Source organism: Streptomyces yatensis (genome assembly GCF_018069625.1).
GTDB lineage: Bacteria > Actinomycetota > Actinomycetes > Streptomycetales > Streptomycetaceae > Streptomyces > Streptomyces yatensis.
The window spans coordinates 3,660,652-3,675,951 of record NZ_CP072941.1; the positions used below are offsets into that span (position 1 = coordinate 3,660,652).

Annotated in this window: 15 protein-coding genes; 10 read left to right on the forward strand and 5 right to left on the reverse strand. The window is 70.8% G+C overall.

What is annotated here, in order from left to right; translation table 11 throughout:
* Positions 1 to 241 precede the first annotated feature (241 nt).
* Positions 242 to 1,681 (reverse strand): cation:dicarboxylate symporter family transporter, encoded by a 1,440-nt coding sequence (locus J8403_RS14715; RefSeq protein WP_211123590.1) that lies wholly within the window; start codon positions 1,679 to 1,681, stop codon positions 242 to 244.
* 163 nt (positions 1,682 to 1,844) lie between these two features.
* On the opposite strand from J8403_RS14715, the gene J8403_RS14720 reads away from it, so the two are divergent.
* Together J8403_RS14720 and J8403_RS14725 are read left to right on the forward strand one after the other, a co-directional pair.
* Positions 1,845 to 3,467, forward strand: coding sequence for a sensor histidine kinase (locus J8403_RS14720; protein WP_211123591.1), 1,623 nt, complete (start codon positions 1,845 to 1,847; stop codon positions 3,465 to 3,467).
* A gap of 714 nt (positions 3,468 to 4,181) precedes the next feature.
* Complete coding sequence (locus tag J8403_RS14725) at positions 4,182 to 4,889, forward strand: response regulator (protein ID WP_093464769.1); 708 nt, start codon at positions 4,182 to 4,184, stop codon at positions 4,887 to 4,889.
* A 166-nt stretch (positions 4,890 to 5,055) separates the two neighbouring features.
* Here the strand turns inward: J8403_RS14725 and J8403_RS14730 are convergent, their stop codons facing one another.
* A complete protein-coding gene (locus J8403_RS14730; RefSeq protein WP_211123592.1) occupies positions 5,056 to 5,565 on the reverse strand; it encodes a winged helix-turn-helix transcriptional regulator in 510 nt (169 codons plus the stop codon).
* A 98-nt stretch (positions 5,566 to 5,663) separates the two neighbouring features.
* Here J8403_RS14730 and J8403_RS14735 point away from each other — a divergent pair, with 98 nt between their 5' ends.
* From J8403_RS14735 to J8403_RS14750, 4 genes are all read left to right on the forward strand, one after another.
* On the forward strand, positions 5,664 to 6,308 hold the full coding sequence (locus tag J8403_RS14735; protein WP_211123593.1) for a dihydrofolate reductase family protein: 645 nt from the start codon (positions 5,664 to 5,666) through the stop codon (positions 6,306 to 6,308).
* Positions 6,309 to 6,489: 181 nt separating this feature from the next.
* Positions 6,490 to 7,497: a chitinase gene (locus tag J8403_RS14740; protein ID WP_211123594.1), complete on the forward strand. Its 1,008-nt coding sequence runs from the start codon at positions 6,490 to 6,492 to the stop codon at positions 7,495 to 7,497.
* 172 nt (positions 7,498 to 7,669) lie between these two features.
* Entirely contained in the window at positions 7,670 to 9,046 is a 1,377-nt protein-coding gene (locus J8403_RS14745) for an ABC transporter substrate-binding protein (protein ID WP_211123595.1), read from the forward strand.
* Between the two features lie 8 nt (positions 9,047 to 9,054).
* Positions 9,055 to 9,972 carry a carbohydrate ABC transporter permease gene (locus J8403_RS14750; RefSeq protein WP_211123596.1) on the forward strand — a complete coding sequence of 306 codons (918 nt, stop codon included), beginning with the start codon at positions 9,055 to 9,057 and terminating at the stop codon, positions 9,970 to 9,972.
* A 393-nt stretch (positions 9,973 to 10,365) separates the two neighbouring features.
* On the opposite strand, the gene J8403_RS14755 is transcribed toward J8403_RS14750, so the two are convergent.
* Entirely contained in the window at positions 10,366 to 11,202 is an 837-nt protein-coding gene (locus J8403_RS14755; protein WP_211123597.1) for a TetR/AcrR family transcriptional regulator, read from the reverse strand.
* A 95-nt stretch (positions 11,203 to 11,297) separates the two neighbouring features.
* Here J8403_RS14755 and J8403_RS14760 point away from each other — a divergent pair, with 95 nt between their 5' ends.
* A complete protein-coding gene (locus tag J8403_RS14760; protein ID WP_246585846.1) occupies positions 11,298 to 12,197 on the forward strand; it encodes an NmrA family NAD(P)-binding protein in 900 nt (299 codons plus the stop codon).
* Positions 12,198 to 12,436: 239 nt separating this feature from the next.
* Positions 12,437 to 12,829 (forward strand): glycosyl hydrolase, encoded by a 393-nt coding sequence (locus tag J8403_RS14765; RefSeq protein ID WP_198276460.1) that lies wholly within the window; start codon positions 12,437 to 12,439, stop codon positions 12,827 to 12,829.
* A 56-nt stretch (positions 12,830 to 12,885) separates the two neighbouring features.
* Here J8403_RS14765 and J8403_RS14770 read toward each other — a convergent pair whose 3' ends face one another.
* Complete coding sequence (locus J8403_RS14770; protein WP_211123599.1) at positions 12,886 to 13,089, reverse strand: DUF397 domain-containing protein; 204 nt, start codon at positions 13,087 to 13,089, stop codon at positions 12,886 to 12,888.
* A gap of 2 nt (positions 13,090 to 13,091) precedes the next feature.
* Entirely contained in the window at positions 13,092 to 13,955 is an 864-nt protein-coding gene (locus J8403_RS14775) for a helix-turn-helix domain-containing protein (RefSeq protein ID WP_211128251.1), read from the reverse strand.
* 189 nt (positions 13,956 to 14,144) lie between these two features.
* Between J8403_RS14775 and J8403_RS14780 the strand changes: the two genes are divergently transcribed.
* Both J8403_RS14780 and J8403_RS14785 read left to right on the forward strand, forming a co-directional pair.
* On the forward strand, positions 14,145 to 14,597 hold the full coding sequence (locus J8403_RS14780) for an ATP-binding protein (protein ID WP_211123600.1): 453 nt from the start codon (positions 14,145 to 14,147) through the stop codon (positions 14,595 to 14,597).
* 61 nt (positions 14,598 to 14,658) lie between these two features.
* Positions 14,659 to 15,276 carry an acyl-CoA-like ligand-binding transcription factor gene (locus tag J8403_RS14785; RefSeq protein WP_211123601.1) on the forward strand — a complete coding sequence of 206 codons (618 nt, stop codon included), beginning with the start codon at positions 14,659 to 14,661 and terminating at the stop codon, positions 15,274 to 15,276.
* Positions 15,277 to 15,300: the final 24 nt, after the last annotated feature.

Here is a 15,300-nt window from a genome sequence, read left to right on the forward strand (position 1 = left end):
CCTCCGGCGCCCAGGAGACCGCCGACGGGCAGTGGCGGCGTAGCAATGGCGGCGTCTCGCGTCCTCCAACGGGGGGAAGACGCGGGGCGCCATTCGCCGTGTGCGCAAGGCGTGTGTACGCGACGCGCGTGTGCGCGCAAGGCGTGTGTACGCGACGCGCGTGTGCGCACCGTACGCGCTCGTGAAACGCCCGCGGCCCTGCCCCGATTCAGGAGGGCAGGGCCGCGGTGCGCGCAAGGTGTCAGGCGGGCACGTGCTCCTTCGCCGTGTCACCGTCACGCCGCTCGGGGAGGGTCTTGCCCTCGGCCCCGTCGGAGTCGTCGGCGGCCGGGCCGTGACCGCCGCCGTGGCGCGCGAAGCCCTCGGCGTCGAACGGCAGCCGTCCGCCCAGGACTTCGTTCATCCGCTCCTTGTCGATCTCCTTGGTCCAGGTGCCGACCAGGACGGTCGCCACCGCGTTGCCCGCGAAGTTGGTGAGGGCGCGGGCCTCGCTCATGAAGCGGTCGATGCCGACGATGAGGCCGACGCCGTCGACCAGTTCGGGCCGGTGCGACTGCAGACCGCCCGCCAGTGTCGCCATGCCAGCGCCGGTCACACCGGCGGCGCCCTTCGACGCGACGATCATGAAGACGAGGAGGGATATCTGCTGGCCTATGGAGAGCGGGTCGCCCATGGCCTCGGCGATGAACAGCGAGGCCATCGTCAGGTAGATGGCGGTGCCGTCCAGGTTGAAGGAGTACCCGGTGGGGACGGTGATACCGGCCACCGGCTTGCTGACGCCCGCGTGCTCCATCTTCGCGATGAGCAGCGGCAGCGCCGACTCGGAGGACGAGGTGGACAGGATCAGCAGGAACTCCCGCGCCAGGTACTTCAGCAGCAGGAAGATGTTCACGCCCGCGACCAGCCGCAGGATCGTCCCGAGGACGAGGAACACGAACAGCGCGCAGGTCACATAGAAGCCGATCATGATGACCGCGAGCGCCTTGAGCGCGTCCAGACCGGTCTCGCCGACCACGGCGGCCATCGCGCCGAAGGCGCCCACCGGAGCGGCCCACATGACCATCGACAGCAGTTTGAAGACGAGCTGCTGTATGTGGCCTATGCCGCGCAGCACCGGCTCGCCCGCCTTGCCCATCGCCTGCAGGGCGAAGCCCGCGAGGAGGGCCACGAACAGGGTCTGCAGCACCTCGCCCTCGGTGAAGGCGGAGACCAGCGTCTTCGGGATGATCCCGAGCAGGAAGTCCGCCGTCGACTCGGAGGCGCCCTCGGCCTGGCTCTGTCCGGCCTGGGCCGCGTCATGGCTCATGTGCAGGCCGCTGCCCGGCTCGAGGAAGTTGCCGACGACCAGGCCGATGGCGAGGGCCACGGTCGACATCACCATGAAGTAGCCGAGCGCGAGACCGCCGACCGCGCCGACCTTCGCGGCCTTGCGCACCGAACCGACCCCGAGCACGATCGTGCAGAAGATGATCGGCGAGATCAGCATCTTGATCAGGTTGACGAAACCTTCGCCGATGGGCTTGAGCTCCACCGCCGTATCGGGGGCCGCGAAGCCCACGAGGATGCCGAGCGCCACCGCGCCGATGACGGCGAGGTAGAGGTAGTGAATCCTTTCTTTCTTCGGCTTCGTCCCGTCCGGCTCCGTACGCCCGGATGCGGGCGGCGTGGTGTCCGCAGCCACGGTGCTGCCTCCTTCTCATCTGCCGTCCAACTGTCCCGGCGCTGTACTGTGTGCGGCTCGCACACCGCCTTGAACGGTCCCGGCGACTATGCCCCACGCTGTGATGGGGGTCACCCTTCCGTTCATTTCGTTCATACAAAGATCCGTGTGCAGACTGATGGCCATGCGCATCCCCCACCCACGGAGCCTGGCCGGCCAGCTCTTCGCGATGCAGGTCGTGCTGGTCGCCGCCCTGGTGGCCGGATGCGCCGTCTTCGCCTACGTCACCGACCGCGAGCAGGCGGTGGCGGCCGCGCGGCAGCGGGCGACGGCCGCCGCGGTGGCCGTCGCCGACTCCCCGTCGGTCGCCGAGGCCGCACGGTCCGAGGACCCCACCGCCCGGCTCCAGCCGTATGCGGAGAAGGTGCGCCGGGACACCGGCGTCACCTTCGTCACGATCATGGATACCCACGGGGTGCGCTGGGCGCACCCCGATCCGCGCCAGATCGGCGCCACCTATCTCGGCCACATCAAGCCCGCGCTGCGCGGCCGGATCTTCGACGAGACGTATACGGGCACGCTCGGCTCCTCGGTGCGCGTGGTCGCCCCGGTGCGCGACGACCGCGCCGGCGGCCGGATCACCGCGCTGGTCAGCGCGGGCATCACGGTGGACACGATCAGCGCCCAGGTGCGCCGCCAGTTGCTCGCGCTGCTCGGTGTGGCCGCCGCCGCGCTCGCGATCGGCGGCCTGTGCGCGTATGTCATCAACGCCCGGCTGCGCCGCCATACGCACGGCATGAACGCAGACGAGCTGAGCCGGATGCACGACTACCACCAGGCCGCGCTGCACGGCGTGCGCGAGGGGCTGCTGATGCTCGACGGCGGGCGGCGGATCGCGCTGATCAACGACGGCGGACGGGAGCTGCTCGGCCTGCCCGAGGACTCCGTCGGCCGCTACGTCTCCGACCTGGGCCTGCCGCCCGCGCTGACCGGCGCCCTGCTGGCCACCGAGCCGCGCGTGGACGAACTGCATCTGACCGCGGAACGGGTCGTGGTCGTCAACACCTCTCCGGTGAGCAGCGGGGAACAGCGCGGCACGGTCGTCACCCTGCGCGACCACACCGAGCTCCAGGCGCTCTCCGGCGAGCTGGACTCGGTGCGCGGCTTCGCGGAGGCGCTGCGCTCCCAGGCCCATGAGGCCGCGAATCGGCTGCATGCCGTCGTCTCGCTGATCGAGCTGGGCCGGGAGGACGAGGCGGTCGACTTCGCCACCGCCGAGCTGGAGCTGGCCCAGGCGCTGACCGACCAGGTCGTGGGCGCGGTCGCCGAACCGGTGCTGGCCGCGCTGCTGCTGGGCAAGGCGGCCCAGGCCAACGAGCGCGGTGTCGAGCTCGTCCTCGCCCCCGACAGCCGCATCGACGACGGCGTCCTCCCGCCCGGCCTGCCCGCCCGCGACCTGGTGACCATCCTCGGCAACCTCATCGACAACGCCACGGACGCGGCCGCCGAGGGCGTCGGCCACGGCGGGGCCCCCCGCAGCGCCCGCGTCACGGTCACCGCCCGCGCGGACGGGGGCGAGCTGACGCTGCGCGTCGCGGACACCGGCGCCGGGCTCGACCCGGCGGCGGCCGAGGAGGTCTTCCGCCGCGGCTGGAGCACCAAGTCCCCGGGCCGCGGCCTGGGCCTGGCCCTGGTCCGCCAGGCCGCCCGCCGCAACGCGGGCACGGTGGAGGTGGCGGCCGCCCCGGACGGCGGCGCCGAATTCACGATCCGCCTGCCATTGGCGTCCCCGGCCCCCACACCGTGACCCCCTTCACGGCCCCGCGCCGCCCTCCGGCCGAACGGCCCGCGCCCGGGGCCAAGGCGCCCCGAGCGCCGCACGGGGCGGCCCCGGCCGGACGGCCGCCCGCCCGACCACCGCACGGCAGCACGGCGCGTCCGCCGAATGCCCGCCACCTCGGCGCGCCATCGCGGCAGGGGCTCGGCTCCACCGGGGCGGGCCCGGCCGGACGGCCACCCCATCCCGGCATGGCAGCACGGCGCGCCGCACCCGCCGAGATGCCCCCGCCCAGCATCGGCACGCGGTGTCGGGGCGCCCCGCCACCCTGGCCGCCGGGCGGCCTTATCCAGCCGCTCGCGGGCGGCACGGGGGGCGACCAGAGCTTCGGCGGGACGGGCCCGCCCGGCCCAGCGCCGCCCGCCGCACGGCGCCCCACCCCGCCCGGCGCCGGGAGCGGCCGGCCACCCCCGCGCGTCCGAGCCGGGCGCGGCTCCCCCAGCGGATCGCCGCCCGCCACCTCACCCCCGGCCAGGGGCCACATCCAGCCGCCCGGGGGGCGGGAAGCCGGGGTGCCGAAGGCCCGTAGCACGGGCGGTAGGGGAATCGTCACCGTAGGGATCTGGCCACCCGCGGTTACCCTCCGTAAATTGGAGCCCTAAGCCTTCCACGCACCGCACCGCACCGCGTTGCACCGCATCGCGCACCGCACCGCACCGCACCGCACCCGAGAGGAATCCGTCCATGAGCCCGCCGCAGGCGAAACCGGGGGATCCGGCGCCGATCCGGGTTCTCGTCGTCGAAGACGACCCCGTCGCGGCGGACGCGCACCGGATGTACGTCGACCGCGTCCCCGGCTTCGCCGTCGTCGGGACCGCGCGGAGCGGCGGGGACGCCCAGCGGCTGCTGGAGCGGACGCCCGCCGATCTGCTGCTGCTGGACCTCTACCTCCCGGACGGGCACGGCCTGCAGCTCGTACGGGCGCTGCGCGCGGCCGGGAACGGGGCGGATGTGATCGCGGTCACGTCGGCCCGGGACCTGGCGATGGTCCGCGACGGGGTCTCCCTCGGGGTCGTGCAGTACGTGCTGAAACCGTTCACCTTCTCCACTCTCCGGGACCGCCTCCTCCGCTACGCCGAGTTCCGGGCGACCGCGGGCGAGGCGAGCGGGCAGGACGAGGTGGACCGCGCGCTGGCCGCGCTGCGGGCGCCGCAGCCCGCCGCGATGCCCAAGGGGCTGACCCAGGCCACCCTGCACGCGGTCACCGAGGCGCTGCGCGGCGCGGAGGAGGGGATCTCGGCCGCGGCCACCGCCGAGACCGTGGGGATCTCCCGGATCACCGCCCGCCGCTATCTGGAACACCTGGTGGAGGCCGGACGAGCCGCCCGCGCCCCGCACTACGGGCAGATCGGCCGCCCCGAGCTGCTGTACCGCTGGCTCAGCGAGCACTAGGCGCTCCGCTGGAAGTGTCGGGATGCGTCGTCGGCCGACCGCGGCGCCGTCGTGGCTGGTCGCGCCCGTGCGGCGGAGCCGCACATCGACACAGCCCCGCGCCCCTTCGGGGGCCGCCCGAAGCCGCCCGAACCGTCGCGGACTTCCTCTGACCCCCTGGCGAACACTAGGCGCTGTCCGCGGTCGAGGCCGCGACCGCGGCTTCGTACGCCTGCTGCAGCCGCTCCGAAGCGGTGGGGCTCTTGGGGCTTTCGCGTGTGACGCCGAGGTGGATCTCGCGCAGTTCGTCCATGAGCTCATCGACGAGGTGCGGGGAGCCCTCCGCGAGGAGGCGGGCACGCACCGCGAGTTCCGGGGTCGTGGGCCGGTGCCGCAGCCCCCACGCGCCGAGGGCGACCATCACCGGCAGCGTCTGGATGCCGGCTTCGGTGAGGGTGTAGGTCGCTTTCTGGCCACGCGTGGCACCGTCGCGGCTGAGCAGCCCTCCCTCGACGAGCTTGCGCAGCCGGCTGGCGAGGATGTTGGACGCGATGCCCTCGTCGTTCCGGGCCAGCAGATCGCGGAAGTGACGACGTCCACCGAAGATCACGTCGCGCAGCACGATCAGCGTCCACGGGTCCCCCAGGACCTCCACCGCGGCGTTGATCGCACAACCCGAACGCGGCTCCTCACGCATCGCGCTCCCACCTCCCGACTGATTGCAACCCGCAACCCCTCCATCGTAGAGTTCAGCAACCAGTTGCAGTTCGCAATCACTCACCGGAGGTGGGCCGCATGGCCAGAGCCCGAGTGCACAACTTCTTCGTCTCCCTCGACGGCTACAGCGCGGGCGAGACCATCACGCTCGACCAGCCCATCGGCAGTGCCGAGCGGCTCTTCTCGCGCTTCGACGGGCGGTTCATCCACGGCGTGGACGTCGCGGATGAACCGATCACCCTCGACCGCGCCCTCACCAGCACCTGGGGGCAGGGCGTCGGGGCCGAGATCATGGGCCGGGGCAAGTTCGGTCCGCAGACCGGCGCGTGGACCGACGAGGACTGGCGAGGCTGGTGGGGCGACGCGCCCCCGTTCCGCACGCCCGTGGTGGTCCTCACCCACCATCGACGTGACCCCCTCCACTTCGACAACGGGACGAGCTTCCACTTTCTCGACGCCACACCCGAGGACGCGCTCGCCTACGCCAAGGACCTCGCCGACGGCCAAGACGTTCGCATCGGCGGCGGCCCCTCCACCGTCCGGCAGTTCCTGACGGCCGACCTCATCGACTTCATGCACCTGGTCACCGTGCCGATCACCCTCGGCACCGGGGTCTCGCTGTGGGACGGGCAGGCCGAGGTCCAGGACCGCTTCACGATCGAGTCGGCGACCTCGGCCAGCGGTCTCATCCACCACTTCTGGAACCGGACCATCACCGGCTAGCCCGGCCCGGCACCGCCGAGCCCCGGGTACCGGGGAGGGGGCCGTGCGGCCGAATCTCGCCCGATAGGAAAGTTTCCTATCCGACATCTTGTCGCGGCCATGCCGCCTCGCTAGGTTCAGCCTCGCCAGATCGCGCCTCGCTCGACCCCCTCCCACCCCCCACCAGGAGGCTCCGTCAGCCATGCCTCGAACCCGGCACCACCGCAGACTCGCCCTCGCCGCCGCCGTCGGCATGCTCGCCGCGGGCGTCACCACGGCGGCCACCGCCCAGGCGGCGCCGCGGCACACCGCCACCGCCGCCGCGCCCAGCGGGCTCAACGGGCCCTACCTCTATCTGGGTTGGGGCTCCCCGCCCAAGGCCACGGACGTCATGTCGGCGACCGGCACCACGCAGTTCACGATGGCGTTCATGCTCTCCGACGGCGGCTGCAACCCCAAGTGGGACGGCTCCCGCGCGCTCACCGGCGGCAACGACCAGTCGACGATCAACTCCATCCGCTCCGCCGGCGGCGATGTCACCGTCTCCTTCGGCGGCTGGAGCGGTAACAAGCTGGGCGAGAAGTGCTCCTCCGCCTCCGCCCTGGCCGGCGCGTACCAGAAGGTCATCGACGCCTACAAGCTCAAGTCGATCGACATCGACATCGAGGCGAGCGAGTTCGAGAACGCGACGGTCCGCCAGCGGGTGGTCGACGCGCTCAAGACGGTCAAGCAGAAGAACAGCGGCATCAAGGTGTACGTCACCTTCGGCACCACCACCTCCGGCCCGGACTCCAATGGCAAGGACCTGGTCAAGCGCGGCGCCACCGCCGGGCTCGACGTGGACGGCTGGGCTGTCATGCCGTTCGACTTCGGCCAGGGTTCCATCGACATGGCGGGGGCCACCAAGTCGGCGGTGGACGGTCTGAAGAACACCGTGGCGAGCGCGTACGGCCTCTCCTCCGACGCCGCCTACCGCAAGGTCGGCTTCTCCTCGATGAACGGCAAGACCGACGTCGCGGGCGAGACCATATCCCTGAACAACTTCAAGAACATGGTGTCCTACGCCAAGAGCCACCACCTGGCCCGCGTCAGCTTCTGGTCGCTCAACCGCGACCGCAAGTGCGGCTCCGGCACCGACGGCGACGCCTGCAGCGGGATCGACCAGGGCACGTACGACTTCACCAAGGTGCTCGCGGGTTACAACGGCTGAGTCCGGCTGCCACCGGCTGAGCCACGCCCCCGTACACCCGGGGCGTACGGGGGCGTACACCCGCGGCGGCGTTCGATCAAGTGACGATCCAGGTCACGGGGATTGACCTTCCGTTGAAGCCGACCTTACGGTCAGCGCGCAGCCCACAGAGGCCAGCAAGGAGGTCGTGCCCGTGCGCCCCACCGCCCCACTGATCCTCGCCGCCACCCTCGCCGCCACCGCAGGACTCACATCCTGCGGTGGCGGTTCGGGCAGCGACCCGGACACCGTCAAGGTCGTCTACAACCGCTCCACGGACAACAAGATCCGCTTCAAGGACAACCATCTGGCCGAGGTGAAGAAGCAGTTCGAGAAGGCCAACCCCGGCAAGAAGGTCAAGCTGGTCCCGATCCAGGCGCAGGACAACGACTACGCCACCAAGGTCCAGCAGATGATGCGGTCCCCCAAGACCGCCCCCGACCTGGTCTACGAGGACACCTTCCGGATCAACTCGGACATCAAGGCGGGCTATCTGCGCCCCCTCGACAGCTATCTGGCCAAGTGGAAGACCTGGGACCAGTTCGTCGACACCGCGAAGGCGGCGGCCAAGGCCGAGGACGGCAAGACGTACGGCGTCCCGGACGGCACCGACACCCGCGGCCTCTGGTTCAACAAGAAGATCTTCGCCAAGGCCGGACTGCCGGCCGACTGGTCGCCCAAGAACTGGGACGACATCCTCAAGGCTGCGCGCACGATCAAGCGGAAGGTCCCCGGCGTCACCCCGCTCAACACCTACACCGGCAAGGCCCCGGGCGAGACCTCCGTGATGCAGAGCTTCGAGATGCTGCTGTACGGCACGGGCGAGGCGGGCGGGAACCCGCTCTACGACCCCGGCGCCAAGAAGTGGGTCACCGGCGGCAAGGGCTTCCAGGACGCGCTGAGCTTCCTCAGGACCGTCTACTCCGAGAAGCTCGGCCCGGACATCTCCGACGCCCTCGATCCCAACGTCGGCACCACCGTCTTCAGCGAATGGCTCCCCGAGGGCAAGCTGGCCATCGCCCTCGACGGCTCCTGGCTGGGCCAGAACTGGCTGAAGACCGGCGGCAAGCCGTGGCCCGAGTGGTCCAAGACCCTCGGCCAGGCCCCGATGCCCACCCAGAACGGGCAGGCGCCCGGCAAGGTCAGCATGTCCGGCGGCTGGACGTGGGCGATCACCGCGAAGTCCAAGAACCCCGATCTGGCCTGGAAGTTCATCCAGCAGCTCCAGACCAAGGAGAACGCGGTCACCTGGGACATCGTCGACGCCCAGATCGCGGTCCGTAAGGACGTCGCGCAGGACCCGAAGTACACCTCCTCCATGCCCGGGATCACCTTCTTCACGGGCCTGGTGAAGTACACCCACTACCGCCCCACCACCCCCGTCTATCCCCAGGTGTCCACGGCGATCGGCGAGGCGATGGAGGCGGCGACCACGGGCGACGCCTCACCGGAGAAGGCCGCGAAGTCCTACGACGACCAGCTCACCTCCATCGCCGACGGCGCCACGGTGGCGGCGAGCGGCCAGGGCTGAGGGCCCCGATGGCAACCGTGACCAAAGTGGCGGCGGCCCCGACGGAAACCCCGGCCCGCCCGGGCCCCCGTCGCGGCCGCCCCCTGCGCTGGCTTCCGCTCGCCCCCGCCACCGTCATGCTGCTGCTCTTCCTCGGTGGCCCCATCGCGTACTGCGTCTATATCGCCTTCACCAATATGCAGCTCACGGGCGCGTCCTCCACGGACTTCGTGGGCCTGGACAACTTCCAGCGCGCCTTCGGGGACGACGACTTCCGCAACGCCGTCGTCCTCACCCTCGTCTTCACCCTGCTCTCCTCCCTCGTCGGCCAGAACACCCTGGGCCTGGCCCTCGCCGCCCTGATGCAGCGCGCCTCCCGCCCGGTGCGGACCCTGACCGGCTCGATCGTCATCGCGGCCTGGGTCGTCCCCGAGATCGTGGCGGGCTTCCTGCTGTACGCGTTCTTCCGCCGCGAGGGCACGCTCAACGCACTGCTGGACGGGCTGGGCCTGCCGTCCCAGAACTGGCTCTACACCCTGCCCATCCTCGCCGTGTCCTTCGCCAACGTCTGGCGCGGCACGGCCTTCTCGATGCTCGTCTACTCCGCCGCCCTCTCCGAGATCCCCAAGGAGATCACCGAGGCGGCGGAGGTCGACGGCGCGGGCGGGATGAGCCGCTTCTGGCACATCACCCTGCCGATGATCCGCCGCTCCATCGGCACCAATCTGATGCTGAACACCCTGCAGACGCTTTCGGTGTTCGGCCTCATCTGGGCAATGACCCGAGGCGGCCCGGGAAACCGCAGCCAGACGCTCCCGGTCTTCATGTACGACCAGGCGTTCAACAAGTCCCTCATCGGCTACGGCACGGCGGTGGCACTGCTGTTGCTGCTGGTGGGAGCCCTGTTCTCGCTGGTGTACCTGAGGCTGATGCGCGAGGAGGTCTGAACCCCACCCCGAACTCCACCCCGAACCCCGCCGGGATGATGGCCCGGGCCGGGCCCCCAGGGGCGGCTCCCACGCCCGTGGGGGCTTTGGCGTCGGTGGCGCCTCCCACCCCGGTGGCGGTTTCCACGCCGGTGGGGGCTCCCACGTCGGTGGCCACGCCTTCCGTCCGCACGCCGAGGCCGGACCCGGGGGCCGCGAGCGCGGCCCCCGTCAGCACCACCGCGACCAGCAGGGCGCACACCGCCACCGCGACGCTCATCGACGGTCCGATACCCGACGCCGGGCTGATGTCCCTGTCTGTGATCACACCCTCAACTGTCCGCGCGGGCCGCCGCGTTCCCATGACGTGCGTCACCCTGCCGCCTCCGCGTCCGATCGGTCACGGGCAGGCGGTCAGCCACTGGCGCGCGTGCGCCGCCGGTGGGCCTTTTGCCTGCACGCCGCCCCGCAGAACCGCGCGGGGCGGCCCGCGCGGCTGGTGCGGTCGCCGGGCAGCGGGCCGCCGCACATCTCGCACCGACCGATTACGTCACGCGGACCGGCGGCTCCGCTGCCGACCTCCTCTATTCCGTTACGGATTTTCGTTACGGCTTGTTCCGCCCGCAATCCGTCGCACATCACCGCCGTCAGCGCCCCGGACCCGGGGCCCCGCCCCTGCTCCATGGCCGCGCACCCCGCCACCAGCGCCTGTACGTCCGCCGCTTGGACATCCGCCCTCGCCGCTCCGGCCTCCTGGGCCCGCTGGAGCAGCACGCTCAGCACCTCACCGAACTCGCGCCGGGCACCGACCGCCGCATCGGGCGAACGGCCGGGTGCTTCCCGGGCGAAGGACTCGCACAGCGCACGGTTGAGCGACGCCTCCCTGACCACGCGCTCCAGGAAGCCGAAGAACGCCGCCCCCGGGTCCTCGGCCGCGGCCAACGCCCGCCCCTCGGCGACAAACCCCTCCACGCTGTCGGCGATCACCGCTTCGAAAAGGTCCTCTTTGGAGGGGAAGTGGCGGTACACCGTCCCGGCGCCCACCCCGGCCCGCTCGGCGATGGCGCCGAGCGGCGCCATGCTGCCCTCCGCCGCGAACGAGGCCCTGGCCGCGGCCAGTACCCGCGCCCTGTTCCGCCGCGCGTCGGCCCGCGAGGGCAGCCCTTCCGGGGGCGGCCCGCCCGCGAGTGGCCCACTCGGGGGCAGCCCTTCACCCTCTGCCGCGCCGTGCGCCGCTTCCCTCGCCGTCATCTCCGTCCCCTCATTGACAAGCGGGTCGTCCGTTCCGGTACGTTAACCGGGTTACTCGTTCCGATTCTACTCGGGAGCCTTCCTCCATGACCCCCATGACGTCGAAACGCATCATCCTGGTGACCGGCGCGACCGGTCAGCAGGGCGGCGCCACCGCGAGGCGACTGCTCGCGGACGGCCGCCACGTACGCGCGCTCACTCGGGACACCACCAGCCCCGCGGCGGTCGCCCTCGCCTCGGCGGGCGCCGAATTGGTCGCGGGCGATCTGGACGACCGGGCCTCGCTCGACGCAGCCGCCCGCGGAGCCCACGGTGTCTTCAGCGTCCAGCCCACCCCCGGCATGCCGGGCCTGCCCGCGGGTTACGGACCGGACGACGAGGTGCGGCGGGGCAGGAACGTGGCGGACGCGGCGCTGGCGGCCGGGGCCCAACTCCTCGTCTACACCTCGGCGTTCGGCGCCGACGTCGACAGCGGGCTGTCGACGCTGGAGAGCAAGCGGCGCATCGAGGAGCACATCGACGCGATCGGCATGCCCGCGACCGTCCTGCGCCCCACGTCCTTCATGGAAAACCTCCTCCACCCCGTATGGGGTCTGCGGGACGGCGCCCTGGCCACCCCCTACAACCCGGACACCCGCCAGCAGTTCATCGCGCTGTGCGACATCGCGGCCTTCGCCGCCCTCGCCTTCGACGACCCCGACCGCTTCCGCTCCCGCGCCTTCGACCTGGCGGGCGACACCCTCACCCCGCCGGAGACCGCCGCCGCCATCAGCCGGGCCACCGGGCAGGAGGTCCCGTACGTCCACATCCCCCTCGAGGCCGTACGCGCCCAGAGCGATGAGGCGGCCCGCGGCATCCAGTCCCTCAACGACGGCATCTACCCCTTGGTCGACATCGAGTCACTGCGCGCCATCCACCCCGGCCTGCTCACCTTCGAGGACTGGCTGACCCAGCACGGCGCCGCCCGCTTCAAGGCCCTGTCGTCATCGGCTTGATGACGCCACCCTGTCCCTGTCTGCGGTCTCACCCACAACCGTCCGCGGGGGCTCTCGCGTTCACATGATGTAGGGCACAGCCCCCGGGGGACCAGGCCGTCGCGCCAGGACTCGAACGCGATGAAGCGGTCGCTTCAGGCCATACCCAGTCACACCGGGCGGGACCGGTCCCGAAGAGCTTGCGGTATACCCCGAATGTCGCTGCACGAGCGATATACGCAACCGGAAGGACGCCAGTCATGGGTACGCGCAACGCTCTCCTCGGGACCATCGCCGCAGCAGGGCTCACCGGAGCCATGCTCACCGCGGTGACAGCGGCTCCGGCCCAGGCCGCCGAAGGCTGCAACACCAACAACGCCAGGACGGTCGCGTCCGCCTCGACCCACTCCCGCGGCATCGAGCTGCGGTACAACGGGACATGCGCATGGGGCAGGATCTTCGGCTCCCCGGGTGACCTGGTGTGGGTGGACCGCAGCTACGACGGCGGCCGAACATGGAACCAGCTCAGCGTCACGAAGATCAACACTGGCGGCAGCAACCACACCGACGCGTTCAACAACAAGGGCAATCTCATGCGGGCCTGCGGCAAGGCCAGCAACTATCCGGATGTCGCCTGCACCATCTGGTGGTGACCTGGAGATACCTCCATGGCCCGTGGTGTCTACGGAAGCAGACACCACGGGCTCGCTCACGCGTGAGGGGCGGGCACGATCCGCCCGCCGGCGAGGGCGGCTTGGAAGTCCGTCCAGGTGGCGGGGGTGAACCGGAGTATCGGGCCGCCGGGGTCCTTGGAGTCGCGTATCGCCACGAGGTCGGGCACGTTCGTGGACACCTCAACGCACTCGCGATCGCCAGTACTGAAGCTGGACTTCCGGAACTCAAGAGCCGCCATGCTCACATCTCTCCTCGGAGCGCTTCGATGAATGACCTGCTCTCCGACTCGGTGAGGGCGTGGCGGGCGATCTTCTCGAACAGCTCCTGATGCTGAGCGGCTTCGTCACCTCCCTCAACCCATAGCTGGCCGAAGGCAGTTTCTGTATACACCACGTCCATGGCTCCCGGTTCCGCGAACGAGATGATGTTGAACGCCCCGCCCATGCCCAGATGCGCTCCGGCCTCGAACGGCAAGATCTGGACGGTGATGTTCGACTGCTGGGCCGCCTCCTCCAGGCGCTGCAACTGCTCACGCATCACCGTCGAACCGCCCACGCGATGCCGGAGTGCACTTTCGTGGACCACCGCCCACAGGCCGAGAGTCGGTTCCTCGGAAAGCCGCCGCTGTCGCGCGATTCTGCTGGCAACCAACGTCTCACCCCTGTCGGGGTGGCCCTTCGTCGAATTGCCCAGCGCCAACGCACGGGCATAGTCAGGCGTTTGGAGCAGGCCGGGCACCAGGCAGAGCTGCCATGTCCTGATGCTCGTAGCCGCGTTCTCCAACGCGACGTATTCCTGCATGTCCCCGAGGTTCGGGAACTCGTTCCACCAGCCCTTCGCCTTGCGGCGCTCGCGGTCCACCCTCGCCAGCTCTAACAGCCCGCCCACCGCCGCAGGATCGCTCAGGCCGTACAGCTCGCACAGCGCGCGGATGTCCGGGTCCCGCACCGGGACCCAGCCGCCCTCCATCTTGGCGACCTTGGTCGTGGACCCGGTGAGCACCTTGGCCGCGTGGGTCTGCGTCAGGCCCGCTGCGGTGCGGAGCTTGGTCAGCTCACCACCGAGCCTGCGTCCCAGAACGGTCGAGGTGCTATTGCCCTGCATCGGCTGACTTGTCGTCACGCGCACAGTCTGGCCGCCCGTCGCGGCCGCCGCAAACGAGATCGGGGGAATTCCTCCAAGAGGAACTTGTGCAAGGTGAGTGAACGGGGCTACGGTCCGTAATGAACCGCTCGCACAGGGACGTCAGTTGGCGGACGTGCTCCGTCCTGCCCTGCCCACTGGAGGTACGCGATGGCATTCGCGCCCCAAGACCCCCGGATCCCGGACCCCAGCGACCCCGTCGTCGACGAGGGCCGCGTCGACTACGTCCCGACACCGATAAGCGTGACCAGGGCCCGCCAGTACGCCACGCGACTCGTCGCCGAGTGGGGGCATCCCGCGCTCGCCGACGACGCCGCGCTCATCGTGTCCGAGCTGGCCACCAACGCCGTACGGCACGCCCGCATCCCCGGGCGGCTCTTCCGGGTCCAGCTCACGCTCACCAAGACCCGCTTACGCATCGCCGTATCCGATCCCCGGGGCGAGCGGCTCCCCCGCCCCCGCCACCCGTCGCCCCGCGACAGGCGCGGCCGCGGCCTGCTCATCGTCCACGCCCTCGCCGCGCGTTGGGGCGTGCGCGAGCGGACCGTAGGCAAGGAGATCTGGGCCGAGTTGGACCTGGCGGCGTCAACCGCCGAACCCTGATCCCAAAAAGTGCGGGCCCCGCAGATTTGCGGGGCACGCAAAAATTGCTACTCTCGGTCGCATGGGACTGCGAGAGCGCAAGAAGGCCCAGACGCACGCGGCGCTGAGCTGGGCCGCGATCCGGCTGACCGTGGAGCGCGGGTTCGACAAGGTGAAGGTGGAGGACATCGCCGAGGCGGCCGGTGTCTCGCCGCGTACGTTCAACAACTACTTCTCGAGCAAGGCCGAGGCGATCGCGTTCCGCCACCTCGACCGCTTCCTGCGCATCGCGGAGGCGCTGCGCGAGCGGCCGGACGAGCCGTTGTGGGACGCGATCACCGACTCCGTACTGCCGCAGTTCGCGGCGGACGCGGAGTCGATGGCCCATCCCCCGGCCACCGACGTGGCGCAGTGGACGGCGGGCGTCCGCGTGATGGTCGCCGAACCAACCCTGCGGGGCGAGATGCTGCGGGCCGGGGCCATCGCCGAGGCGGAGATCGCGGCGGCGATCGCCGAACGCACGGGCAGCGACCTCGATCAAGACCTGTATCCGCACCTCGTCGCCTCGGCGGTGGTGGCCGCCGTACACACCGCCATCGCCCACCATCTCCGCACCGATCCGCCCGTGCCGGTGCGCCCCCTGCTCACGGACGCCCTCGCCCGGTTCGCGGCCGGGCTGTCCACGCCGAGCACCCCATAAGCCCCTCAACTCACCTGCCCCGAA

Coding starts and splice junctions, on each gene's coding strand:
- J8403_RS14720 (WP_211123591.1), top strand. CDS start 1,845: ATGCGCATCCCCCACCCACGGAGCCTGGCCGGCCAGCTCTTCGCGATG.
- J8403_RS14725 (WP_093464769.1), top strand. CDS start 4,182: ATGAGCCCGCCGCAGGCGAAACCGGGGGATCCGGCGCCGATCCGGGTT.
- J8403_RS14730 (WP_211123592.1), bottom strand. CDS start 5,565: ATGCGTGAGGAGCCGCGTTCGGGTTGTGCGATCAACGCCGCGGTGGAG.
- J8403_RS14735 (WP_211123593.1), top strand. CDS start 5,664: ATGGCCAGAGCCCGAGTGCACAACTTCTTCGTCTCCCTCGACGGCTAC.
- J8403_RS14740 (WP_211123594.1), top strand. CDS start 6,490: ATGCCTCGAACCCGGCACCACCGCAGACTCGCCCTCGCCGCCGCCGTC.
- J8403_RS14750 (WP_211123596.1), top strand. CDS start 9,055: ATGGCAACCGTGACCAAAGTGGCGGCGGCCCCGACGGAAACCCCGGCC.
- J8403_RS14755 (WP_211123597.1), bottom strand. CDS start 11,202: ATGACGGCGAGGGAAGCGGCGCACGGCGCGGCAGAGGGTGAAGGGCTG.
- J8403_RS14760 (WP_246585846.1), top strand. CDS start 11,298: ATGACGTCGAAACGCATCATCCTGGTGACCGGCGCGACCGGTCAGCAG.
- J8403_RS14765 (WP_198276460.1), top strand. CDS start 12,437: ATGGGTACGCGCAACGCTCTCCTCGGGACCATCGCCGCAGCAGGGCTC.
- J8403_RS14770 (WP_211123599.1), bottom strand. CDS start 13,089: ATGGCGGCTCTTGAGTTCCGGAAGTCCAGCTTCAGTACTGGCGATCGC.
- J8403_RS14775 (WP_211128251.1), bottom strand. CDS start 13,955: ATGCAGGGCAATAGCACCTCGACCGTTCTGGGACGCAGGCTCGGTGGT.
- J8403_RS14780 (WP_211123600.1), top strand. CDS start 14,145: ATGGCATTCGCGCCCCAAGACCCCCGGATCCCGGACCCCAGCGACCCC.
- J8403_RS14785 (WP_211123601.1), top strand. CDS start 14,659: ATGGGACTGCGAGAGCGCAAGAAGGCCCAGACGCACGCGGCGCTGAGC.